The following is a 12,391-nucleotide window of genomic DNA, read 5'->3' as shown; positions in this document are numbered from 1 at the left end:
CCATCTACAATATGGCACAACTGATTGCTATCTAATAGTATAAGCCATACTGGCTCTGATCAGCGAATTGAGTGGCTCTATTTTCCGAGAGCATGGCTCTCATTAGGCGAAACACATGGCTCAGTTACTCCGAAATATCCAAACCCGGATGGATTAGATTGTTGCATATGCAAATAGGTTTGTTTTAGCTTATCAACCCAATCTCCTGAATTATGGTCTGTAATTGCAACACAGTCTATTCCAGCTTTCATATAAGCTATTAGCCATTCTTCTGGTGAATCAGTTTTAATCGGATAATCATCAGAAGCAGGAGTATGCGTTTGGATGTCAAATTTCCACCATCTCGCACCTGTCCAAATTTCGTTAAAATTCATTCATCCCTCGCATTTAGATGCTAATTTCATATCTTATATGATTTGAACTGGTAAAATAAATTTTACTCAAACTCACTCAAATCAAACTTGAGTGTATTGCAGTTCTCTTTGATCGTGCGCTGGGTGGCTTCGTCAAACCCTTCAAGGCAGTCTGCTTCGATTTCGATTTTGATGCCGGCAATAACCGTTGGGCTATTAATCAGATGCAGGACAATCTCTTCCACAATCGTAGCAAAGTCCGCTTTTGCACGGGTTGGTTTCAAATCCACTCTCCCATAAAAGTGTTTTCGTATAACTGTAGGAATGGGTGTTGCTCCACCACCGCCAACGCCTCCGGGAGGAGTAGTGCCACTACCTGTCGCACCACCAATACCTCTTCCACCTGTTTCAGTGCCAACTAATGGTTGATTTGGAGGACCAACCATCACAACCTTATTAGCCTGATACTCCGCTGCCCACAGAGGGTCGATTAGCAGCAGCGAACTATCAAACACAGGAGACACGAGCGTTCCATAAGAGAACCCAATATACTTATCTGTTTCCTTTCCATAAGCCAAACCAAAGAAGTCTCTGTTCTCAGCTCCGGCATTGATAGCATTCGAGAATGTGTTTTCATTCTTGAGCCTTGGCAGATACAGATAACAACAGGTGCTATGCCATATATCCTTAGCTCTCACTTCTTTGACATCGTCCTTCCAGAACCATCTCTTGAGCAGGTTATGCAAATGAATCGGCGCCCACCCAGTAATCAGATGCTCGCTTTCTTTGAGAATCCGTTCAATCTCTTCCACAATATTTGGCACACTCGGATTGATCGTAAAAGGCTCAAACTTATCTCCCGGCACTTTAACCTGCTCTGGCACTAATATCCATTTATAGGTTTCTTTTACAATTCGATCCAATGACTTCTTAGCATCTTCAAATCCGGTCTTTGCTTGTCTGCTTTGGTATTGATCGAGATTGAGTTTCACGGTTTGAATATCTTTGAGAATGGAATCCCAAGCCAACAATGTAAGCACCTGGTCTTTCAACCTGCCTACAACGTCCCCATCGGCAGCAAGAAAGATAAGTCGGTTCTGTTTCAGTCTCGGTTGTTCTCCCCGGTTTGTGAGTATTTTTTTAGCTCCATCACTATTCGGCGCGCCGTCAATGGCAAGGCTGCCTCCAGAACGTAGATAATAGGCATCAGGTGGCAAGATAACCAGCCGAAGCGAGTAATCATCCGGAATATCATCAGAACGTGTGAAAATATGGATTCCGTCGAAACAGCCATTGGGCAGCAACCGCTGAAGTTCTATTTTGATTACCGGCACGACATCGTCTTTATCATTAAAGCGGCGTTTGCGGTCTTCCATCTCCCGCCTGAGGTTAGGACGCGTATCAAACCAAAACAGTTTGTTATCAGCATTGCTCAGGTAATGCAGCTTATCCACCAGTCTATTCATGGCATCTTTGAAGATTCCAATCACCTGATTTGGTTGGACGCTACCAAGCAGGATTCTATTGTATTCGATTCCACGTGAAGATCGGGCGGAATGCAAAGCCACAGCGTGGGGAGCACTTCCAAAGAAGATGGTTCGTGCCAGCTTCTTGCAAGCCTGTAACTGACCAAACCTGGCTTCGTTCCTCTCAATATGGGCAGTTTCAGATCGAGAACCATCAATGTCCCTTTCCAATACAGGATCCCAACCTTGGGGTAGGTAATAAATAGTTTCATTTCGTACATCAGCATCATACAGCGGCAGATTACCGGGCATGATCAGCGGGTCTTTATGATCGTCTATCCAGAGTTTGTGAATGACCTTTGCCATCAGTTTCAATACTCCGCGTGTCCTCTGGAAGTTATCCAAAGATGACCAGTCTTCATAGAGACGGTCAAAGATCTCCGGATGGATAGGATATGCCTGTTTCAATCGTTCATAATAGTGGGCTTCCTGCGTTTCATTGGGAAAGTCGTTCTTATTGGCGATATAATAGTCTGCAAAGGTTCGACAGGTTTCTTCCACTGAAGCTTGGTCAGTGATATTGGAAAATAACCTGCGACGGACTATCTCAAAAGCTTCCTCAGTAGCTACCGGTCTCCACAGTGCTTGGATGCGTCCAAAGAAATGCTCCAGAGTTCTGAGTACATTGACTCCATTCTGGCTTCCGGCTTCCCGATTGGAATCTGGCAAGGAAACCAGCATTAGAGCATTTGGTACTGTTTTTAAAGCTTCGGTCAGAGCTTGGATAAAAGAGATGTTAGAGTCATAGCTGCCACCTGTATAGGTCTTGCCGGGTTCAAATTGACGTATATATGCCACCAATTCATCGACCAGGATCACACAGGGTGCATATTGCTTGAGAAGTGTGATCAAATCTTCCTTGCCGGGAGAAGTTCCGCTCAAGTCAGATTGTTTGACCAGTTCATAGCCATTTGCTCCACCCAATTGCCAGGCAAGTTCGCCCCAAAGAGTATTAATTGTAATTCCATCTCTAACCCAAGTACTTCCAGGTTTGAGATTATTTCCATCAATTACTACTACTTTCGATTTAGGTAATGAAGTGATACCGGCTTTATCAATAATAGGTGGAATGCCTTGCAATTCAGATAAGGGTGTTTCGCCCTTGGCAAGATGGTAAACAGCCAGCATGGTATGCGTTTTCCCACCACCAAAAGCTGTTTGTAATTGTATGACCGGGTCACCATCTTTGCCGCTAAGACGCTGGATAACTGAATCTAAAAGCAACCTCATCCCTTCTGTGATAAAGGTTCTTTGAAAGAACATAACCGGGTTTTGGTATTCTTCACCGGCATCACCGGTATGCACTCGTGAAAGGTCTGCTGCAAATTCTGATTGTTTGAAAGTGCCTTTCAGCACGTCCTGATGCGGAATTGCGATGTCTCGCCATGCTTTTATCATGTTGTCTCCTGATCAATTCCAAGATTGTAATACATATACAGTTTTAGGGTCGTTGGGGTTGGTGGCGATCTTGGTAATGACTCTATCCTCAATCAAAACCTTTAGCTTCGTTCTGGCAGCCCTTTCACTTATTCCCCAAAGGTCTGCTGCTTGCTTTGAGCTTATTTCCTGATGTTTTTGCAGGTATTCCACAAGCTGCAACTCCCATCCCCGTTTAGCAATATGTGGCTGAGAACTAGAATATAGAGTTACTCTAAAGCTCCCGCCAAGTTCCTCAAAGCGCGGCTCGGGAAGATTTGCCAGGCGACAGGTTTCTTTGATTCTGGAAATACCTGTACCCCATTGCTCAATCAAGCCCAGTTCATGAAATACCCTGCCGATTACTCTGTTTCTCAGCTTGGATACACCAGAGAATAAATGCTCCATGCTAATCCCGAAGGGTAGGCTTCCAGGATTCGTGATTTCAATTCTATCATCAAAAATTCCCACTCTGATACTCATCCCCTTGATAGCATAATCGGTGTGAACAATGGCATTTATAACCGTTTCCCGTATAGCTATATCAGGATATTCCGAGATTACCTTGTGGGCGATGGTGCCAATCTCCAGCCCCTGTTTGGAGTGTCTGCGGATAAATGCAATAGTTTCATCCACAGCATCTATCAAGCCCGAACTGGTTTCCAGATTGTCCACGAATTCAGTACTCACGGTCCCTTTGAATCTGGCACATTTAACTTTTGCATCGGGAAACTCCGTTGCTTTGTTTAAGCCAAATAGAAGTAGTCCTCCAATACTTGGTACCAGCCTCTCACCATGTAATTGCAGAGCTCCTATATTCGCAAGCTTATTCATATCAATGAGTTTACCATGCTTGGCAAACAACTCGGAAGCTACTCGGAAGTCTATTTGTTCCGAGTTCATTCCGAGCAGAGGAGTTTCGTCATAACACTTATTCTGTGCCTGGCGTTTGAGCTCTTCAAGCATGTCCACATCTGCCACACGGTTTGATGACCCCAAACGGATATATGCACCACGCTCCAAGCCAACCGATCTAAGGTAATACGGTCCGCTGAGATGAGGGACGCTAATCAAAAGAAGGGATAATCCCCTGTAGTTTATTATATTTATGTCGGGGATCATTTGTGGGCATATCATGTCAGAGAAGGCATTACACAACCTGGATTCATCGCTGGTAGGATCTTCAACCCCAACTATCTCTTTGTTCTGATCTCGAATCCCAATCAGAATTTGGCCACCAGCAGTATTGGCAAAGGCTATCACTGTTTTGACAATCGGATCAAGCGAACTGCAATCACGCTTGAATTCCAGAGTCTTGCCTTCTTCCCGGGCAAGCAGTTCAACTATCCTCAGCATGATATCTCCTCACTACTAAAACTCAGCCTCAATCTGATCACCTTTTATACCTCTATCCTGAGCTTGTTTTTCGATGGAAAGCCAGGCAGTGACAAGATCATTATAGGGTCTGGCATCTTCTGCCCAGCCTTGACGTTCGCACAAAGTATATAGCAGGAAAGCAAGCTGTCTGGCAGTTGCTGCTAATTGCGGAACTGCCGATGCTATCTCTGCGGCAGCAGATTCGCCACTGGTTTGATGTGCCCGGATTAGCTGATGCAATACTTCCCAGACTGGAGTTCGGTCATCTTTAAGTGGATTCCAGTCCGAGGGATACTCAGCCGGGCGATACAGGCGCACTTTACCACTGCCGGCAATCAAAACTCCACTATCACGCACACCTTCGACAGAAAGCCCCTTTGCCGTGGCAAGCACTTCCGCCTCACCATAAGCACCTTCTTTCCAACCATATTCGCTAAACCACTGCAGGCAGAAACGGGTATCATTATCCCAATCGCCTTCCCGCTCTTTGAAATACTCATCCAGAACTTTGTTGATGAGAATAAGCGCTGTATGTACCGTCATTGGACTGCCGTCAGATTCTAAGATTGCTTTGTATTTGGAATAAACTGCCATTCCGGGCCCAATGGTAGCTTGCGCTAAATCAACCGGAGCAACAGGGCTTGAGGTCTCACTACCATTGATCATGGCGTCCAGGGCTATTGGCAGCGATGAGCTAAGTTTACGGAGAAAGTCCTTTCGGGAGATGCTAAGAGTATTATCACCGCGTTTTCTGCAGACAAGGATAATTGACGAGGCAAGCATATTGCTGCCAATACCACTTACCTTGTTTGCAAGTTCTGTTTGCATTGGCCAAGTACCAACAATTGCCATATCTGATTCAATAACAGCTTCTAAAAAAGTAACCCACCCAGTAGAAGAACTACCACCATCGGTAGTCTCTGATTGCTTGAAGGCATAATAAATAGTTACTGGAAACGCTAGATGCGATTGATGAGAGATATTGCTCATAGCCTTGATCATGCCAGACAGAAAAAACTGCTCTGCTTCCTTCTTTGTTCTGTGTCTATAATGGGAGGCTACAAGTTCGTTCTCTTTGGGGGTTGCCAAAGTAGTGAATAAATATGGGAAGATTGATTTCAGTGATTGTTTCTGCCAAACATAGAAAAAATCCGATAAATCAGCATACATAATGTTATCATAATATGGGGGATCAGTCGAGACAATTTTGTTAGCTGAGATATCCTGAATAGCAGCGTCAGATTGAACTGCTATTCCATGTTGCTGAGCAGGTAATTTTTTAATTGCCTGGCATACCCAATCTAACATGGAAATCAAGTTGCCAGAAGAAGAACTGAATGGATTAGTTTCTGCATAGTCCCATACCATCGCTATTGCCTGCCTACCAAATGTATTTCTGATTAATGACTTACTAATATGCCAACTACATACATTAGTCCAATAATCAGTGCATTTATCAATAACATAGCTTAAATATAATGAAATCGCTTCTAAAAATGATACCCCAATGTTTTTGATAATTAGAGGAGAATCAACTTTGTACCCAATTATTGAACCCTCTACCGTTGATACAAGTTGCTTTACCTCAGGGATTAGTTCTGAGAAAGTATTTAGCGCCATCAACTGCCTATCTGAAAACAGATCTTTATACTGTTTCATCCCATATAAAGGTAATTGATCTGCACTTTTACCAACAAGATATTGCTCTGGTTTCCAAGTGGGAACTGCGGATTTTGCTATCATCTCCTGATGCTCATCCGGAGAAAGATACACTCTACAATTCTTTCCTTCTGCTACTAATGCCATTAGTTTTGTGCCTATTCTACCAGCTTGACCTTCTGATTTGATATATTTCCCATCTATTGGAGTATTAGATAGCAAGCAATAGAAATTAGATGTCCTGCCAGTTGCCTTAGTACCTTTCTTTACAGTCTCAATATCATCTGGCATACCAACACGGACTTTAAAATCGTATTTATCTCCATCAATAATCGGCTCAATATAAGCTTCTTTACCGACCTTGTCGGATAATAGAAAAGTTGATACTAATGGAACATCGACATGCGAAAAGAGCGGATTAGAACTTTTAACAGTTCTTGCCCAAATATAGGCAATAATTGTAAGATGCTTTCCTTTATATTGACTTAAATCAGGTCTATTTTTCACTATTTCTGGAGTCACTTCGATTGGAGGATAAAAGTGTCCAATACGTTTATATGCTTCTTCTCTCATCCAATGTCCATATCTGCGGACATCCTCTGCCAAGCCGCTAACTCCACCCCACGTATATCTTTCCATCTCCATCTGTTTTTCATGCTCCGGGATAGGTCCAATTGGACGTCTGCCCACAAACATAGGTGGTATCTCAATCATGGCTTTATTGATCAGCACAGCTACCGGATTCAGATCGCTTGCCCAAGCTTCCAAGCCAAGTCGTTGGGCTTCCAAGGGAATGGAACCTCCCCCGGCAAAGGGATCATGGAAAGCGGGGAGTTTATCATGGTTAAAGAGGGTTGCCGCATCGGGATGGTCTTTATTTAGTTCACAGGTTACTTTCCAGCTTTTACGAATCTCAGCTCTGGCTTCTTCCAATACTGTTTCGTTATTGGTATTTTCCCATTTCACCAGTTTGCGGATGATCTCAAAGAGCCGTTCACGCTCTTTATTGGCATCGGTTTTACGTTTCTTACCGATTTGCAACGCCTCATCCCAGCCGGGGTCATTGACTAATTGAGCAAACAGAACCGCTCGGGCAGCAGCAAGAGGTCGCCTTGCCCAATACAAATGCAGAGTAGAAGGATGACCATGCCGGATGGACTTTTCACGGACACAAGCCTCATTTATTTCTTTGAGAGGAAGCGCTACTTCTATTAGCTTCTTGGGTGCTCTAACTTTGTATTCACTCATTTATTTCTCTTAGGCTTGGTTTGGTTGGTAATCTGTTTAACTTCGTCCATTGCTTCCACAAAGTGTTTGTCAGCATCCGAAGGCTGTTCAAGCTCTGTGTGATGCCATTTATCATATTCCAAGCGGGCTTTGAGCAGGGCTTTTTCATGACTTACATTTCCTGAGTGTCCCAGAATATCTCTTCCACTAAGCTTTAGGAATTCATCCAGCTTCACAATCCAATTCTTCATATACATGGGCGTTCTGTTCAATGCCTGCAATTCAGCAAAATCCAAGTACATGCTTACGATCCGGTTAAGGATATCCAATTCCTCTTTATTGAGGTAGTTTTTGGCAATTTCTGTGTCTGCTTTAAGTGGCTTTGATCCGGGCCAATTCGTTAAGCCCATGTTTGGCAGCTCTGCATCGGCTCTCTGGTAGATAATCTCTGCAGCGGTGTGACCGTGGCTTGCCCAGTGCATTTTGTTTTGGATTACTTTGAAGAAATCGCGGGAGACTTCAGCCCTTTGAGAATAATCGATACTGGTAGCATAGATATCCAGCGCTTTACGCCAAAAGACCTTTTCAGAGGAGCGGATATCCCTGATTCTGGAGAGCAATTCGTCAAAATAAGAGCCGCCGCCAGCTTGCTTCAAAAGCTCATCGTTCATCGTAAAGCCTTTGATCAGGTATTCTTTCAAGCGCTGAGTAGCCCAAATGCGGAATCTGGTGCCAATGATGCTATTCACACGGTAACCCACAGATATGATGGCATCAAGGTTGTAATGTTCTACCTTATAGGTTTTCCCATCACTAGCAGTTAAGGCAAAAATTGCACTAACTGAATCCCGCTCGAGTTCTCCACTATCAAAGATGTTCTTTAGGTGTTTTCTAATGCCAGAAATGTTTATGCCAAAAAGCTCCGACATTTGTAAAGCCGAAAGCCATAGAGTTTCGCCCTTCAGATTGGCTTGGATTTTTATAGTTCCATCTTCTGAACTATAAACCCAAAACTCTGGTTTAAAAGCTGCTATATCCTTATTCATAAACCCTCATTATTAAATGCCCTATTCAGCAAACTGCCTATATCCAAATTGATGCTGGTTACTGCCCAATCAGGTTCCAGAGTAAAAGGATTACGGATATAGTGAGGCCCTTCAAAGTCATCACCATCTATGACGACAATCGCCAGGATGAATTTATCTGCCTGATTCAAGCCATAGAGAACTTCGTTGCGGGTAACTGTGATCGTGGATTGTCCTTTGACCCTTCCCTTTACTTCGATGTGCTTGGTCTCAGGTAAGCGACCATTCAGCATCGGTGGAATGCTGGTGATGTCCCAACCACAGTTATTACTTGAAACATCAATAACATCGCATCCAAGTGACTTCTCGTAATTCATCACAGCTTGCATGGCTTTCAGTTCAATCCGGCTACGAGCTTCTGCATCGGCAGACCAGTTGGGTTCACCTTTGATTTGAGCTATCAAACCAGCAGGAATGATCAAAGCACCGCCAATGACATGAGGTGTTTCTGAGACGATATGGCGCATTTCTTTCAGCTCTTTGCTTCTGGATTCAAGCCGATGAGTTAGCTCATCTATGGTACGATTTACGTTATCTATGTTAACTCTGGTTTGCTTTCCGGCAGCCAAATCATCCTGCAGCTTGATTTTGCGATCCGACCAGTAGTTTATCTCTTTGATTAGTCTTTGATGCACCGCAGTTAGAGTCTTGGAAACATGCTGCTCTCTGCGGCTTTGCACTTCACTAAAGTGTTCTGGTGCAAGCTGAGCAGTGGCATAGGCAAGAGCTTCCTGTTCCAAATTCTCTGATAGCCATTCAGACGAGAGGATGCCTTTGATCAGATTTAAATCACTATCTGAAATGGGTTCAAGATCGAGATGGGGTGCCCAACCGGAATTACTGACAACTCCTTCGGGAGTGATTTCTACAAACTGCATCCGACGGGAGACGCATCGATCCCGATTATAACCTTCTTTGATAGCATGGTCGATGATAATCAGTGCTTTGGGCACTATGCCATCATCGTTGGGATCGAGCATCACAGAGCCTTGTTTCAGTTTGTTTCGATGCGCTTCCAGCATCAAATCCGTTACAGCCATCATGAGTGGATGTCCGGGATGGATAAAACTTGCCATTGCCAATTCCCGGGTGGCTAACCGAACGAACTGTTTATCAAAGCAGATACGCTCATACTTTGTAGTGACGGGATTCATATTACGTCGGTTTCTGCCTGATATCTGTCGATCTCTTTCACGAATGTTGGCAGGAACATAGGTGATTTCCCATCTGCCGGATTCACGTGCTCGAAGCTCACCACGGAGTTGTTCAAAGGCTTTGCTGAAGAAGGCACGAATGAAATAGGGCTGCAGCTTCCTGGCTTCAGCTTTTTCCATCTCTGCTTTTACTGAAAAAAGGCGCTTTTCGTCTATCACTTCCTCACACAAGGCATTGCGGTTGAGGATGTTTTTGATATGTTCGGTATCGAGCACGCCTTCCACCACTTCAAAGAGCCTGGCTCGCACGACAGGGTCGTCTCCATAACGGATGGCTTCAATGAGTAAATCCCGCAGGCTTATTTCTTCAAAGACATCACCGAGGATATCGAATACACGTCCACCCAGAGCTTGTCTCTGTATTTCGAGTTTGTTAAAGAGATTGAGGAATACATCGCCTTCCCGAGTTTCCATTGCCACCATATTCCAGAGATGGCAGACTTCCTGCTGACCAATACGGTGGATACGTCCAAAGCGCTGTTCAATGCGATTGGGATTCCAGGGTAGGTCATAATTGACCATCAGGTTGGCATTTTGGAGGTTCACACCTTCACCGGCAGCATCAGTTGCCAGCAAAATACTAACTCTGGGGTCGTTTCGGAACAGCTCCTGAGCTTTGTGCCGTTCTTCTCGTTTGACACCACCGTGGATGATGATAACGGCACCTGGATTGCCAATCAAATCGTTTAACCGGTTATGGAGATAATTCAAGGTATCTCGATGCTCGGTAAAGATTATGAGCTTGCGATAACGACCGCTCTTTTCTCGTATATGTGGGTTGTTCTCAAAGAGGTTGGAAAGCTCTTCCCACTTGCGGTCAAGACCTGAATCACGCAGCTCTTTTGCTTGTTTGGTAAGTCTGGTCAGGATGATGATTTCATGCTCAAATTCTTGGATGGTCTGAGCAGAGGTAGCTCTATCGACCAATTCCTCTTCCATGTTTTCTTGCTCTTCACTATTCAAATCGTCAAGGTCTTCCGGGACGTCCAAATCATCTGCCTTACGAATCAGTTCACCTCGCAGGATGAGCTTTTCCTCTTCCAATCTGCGGGTCAGCTTTTCCATCCGGCGTTTTAAAGATTGGTATATCGCTTCCGGGCTCGATGCCAGACGGCGTTGCAGAATTGTAAGTGCAAAGCCGATGGTATTCCTTTGCTTGCCTTCCAGTCGGTCTGCCTTATTCATTTCCTCACGAACGTATTCAGTAACAGCAAGGTATAGCTCAGCTTCCAGATCTGAAAGCTTATACGAGACTGAATAGGCTTTCCGCTCAGGGAAAAGGTGAGTGCCATCAAATTTGAGCAGCTCTTCCTTTACCATTCTACGCATAAGGTCGGAAATATCTATAGATTGTGCACTATCACGAGTTTTGCCATAGAAGCGGTCAGAATCAAGTAGTGCCAGGAAGGTTTGAAAGTCTTCGTCCTTGCCCTTATGAGGTGTAGCCGTCATCAAAAGGAAATGCCGGGTGATGCTGCCCACATCTTCGGCAAGTTTATAGCGTTTGGTCTTCTTTAGTTCATTGCCAAACCATGATGCAGAACACTTATGGGCTTCATCTATCACCACCAAGTCCCAATAGGTGAGTTTCAGCTTTTCCATCAGCTCTTCATCACGAGAAACCATGTCTATCCGGGCAATCAGGTAATCAAAATCCTCAAAGGGGTTTCCACTATGAGATTGGGCTTCCATATCACGAGAAAATATAAAGAAATCCAGACCGAACTTCTCATACATTTCATCTTGCCACTGCTCTACTAATGAACCGGGAGCAATAATCAATATGCGTTTGGCATCGGCTCGCATGATAAGTTCCCGCATATATAGCCCTGCCATGATCGTCTTTCCTGCTCCGGGATCATCAGCAAGGATGTAGCGCAACGGTTGCCTGGGAAGCATGGATTCATAAACTGCGGTGATTTGATGAGGTAAGGGTTCAATGTTTGAAGTATGCACTGCCATCATAGGGTCAAAGAGATATGCGAGATTGATCCGGCAAGCCTCCACAGCCAGCTTAAAATCAGCACCTGCCGCATCAAATGACCAAGGACGACCGGATACTGCCAGTGCAAGATTGATCTCGTCAGTGCGGTAAATCAGACGTTCTAAAAGGGCGCCGTCGTTTTTCTTGTAATAAACTGTGAGCGCATTAGTTCCGATGGGTTCACTCGTCACAATGCGAACCACTTCTCCCGGTTCCAAGCCCTGAATCAGGGCTCCTGCTTTTATGTCTTCTAATCTGATCATACCTATTCCCGATAGTATCTTGCCTGATTTCGCTTCATGCTTTTCAGGCTTGATACAAGCCCTGCCAAAGATGTAAATCGAATCAGTAATTTGATAAACACATACCAAGTCTCAAAATACCGAAGGGACTTTGGTTGTCAATGGAAAAATGTAAGAAAGATAGCGTTGTTGACCGAAGCAATTTGGGATAGATGGACTAAATTGACATATCTCCCTGTGTGGCAACATGATACTTAATAGCGCATCTATCCCTTCCCGTGAGCATTACGGAGTCAATACGGACTTAG

Annotated in this window: 6 protein-coding genes; all 6 read right to left on the bottom strand. The window is 44.4% G+C overall.

Annotated elements, in window-relative coordinates; all coding sequences use genetic code 11:
* Positions 1-77 precede the first annotated feature (77 nt).
* The 6 genes from Q8M98_03795 to Q8M98_03770 all read right to left on the bottom strand — a co-directional run bounded on the left by Q8M98_03795 (position 78) and on the right by Q8M98_03770 (position 12,104).
* On the bottom strand, positions 78-374 hold the full coding sequence (locus tag Q8M98_03795) for a hypothetical protein (GenBank protein MDP3113880.1): 297 nt from the start codon (positions 372-374) through the stop codon (positions 78-80).
* Positions 375-436: 62 nt separating this feature from the next.
* Complete coding sequence (locus Q8M98_03790) at positions 437-3,277, bottom strand: DUF499 domain-containing protein (GenBank protein MDP3113879.1); 2,841 nt, start codon at positions 3,275-3,277, stop codon at positions 437-439.
* 12 nt (positions 3,278-3,289) lie between these two features.
* Positions 3,290-4,651: an ATP-binding protein gene (locus Q8M98_03785; protein MDP3113878.1), complete on the bottom strand. Its 1,362-nt coding sequence runs from the start codon at positions 4,649-4,651 to the stop codon at positions 3,290-3,292.
* Between the two features lie 15 nt (positions 4,652-4,666).
* Positions 4,667-7,579 carry a DUF1156 domain-containing protein gene (locus Q8M98_03780; GenBank protein ID MDP3113877.1) on the bottom strand — a complete coding sequence of 971 codons (2,913 nt, stop codon included), beginning with the start codon at positions 7,577-7,579 and terminating at the stop codon, positions 4,667-4,669.
* Positions 7,576-8,604 carry a virulence RhuM family protein gene (locus tag Q8M98_03775; GenBank protein MDP3113876.1) on the bottom strand — a complete coding sequence of 343 codons (1,029 nt, stop codon included), beginning with the start codon at positions 8,602-8,604 and terminating at the stop codon, positions 7,576-7,578. Before Q8M98_03775 ends, Q8M98_03780 begins: the two co-directional genes overlap by 4 nt.
* Positions 8,601-12,104, bottom strand: a complete 3,504-nt coding sequence (locus Q8M98_03770) for a helicase-related protein (GenBank protein ID MDP3113875.1) — start codon at positions 12,102-12,104, stop codon at positions 8,601-8,603. Before Q8M98_03770 ends, Q8M98_03775 begins: the two co-directional genes overlap by 4 nt.
* Between the last annotated feature and the right edge of the window lie 287 nt (positions 12,105-12,391).

This window comes from Candidatus Cloacimonadaceae bacterium (assembly GCA_030693415.1).
Taxonomy (GTDB): Bacteria; Cloacimonadota; Cloacimonadia; order Cloacimonadales; family Cloacimonadaceae; genus JAUYAR01.
The sequence above is the reverse complement of the archived record's forward strand: the minus strand, read 5'-3'. Positions and strand labels throughout refer to the sequence as shown.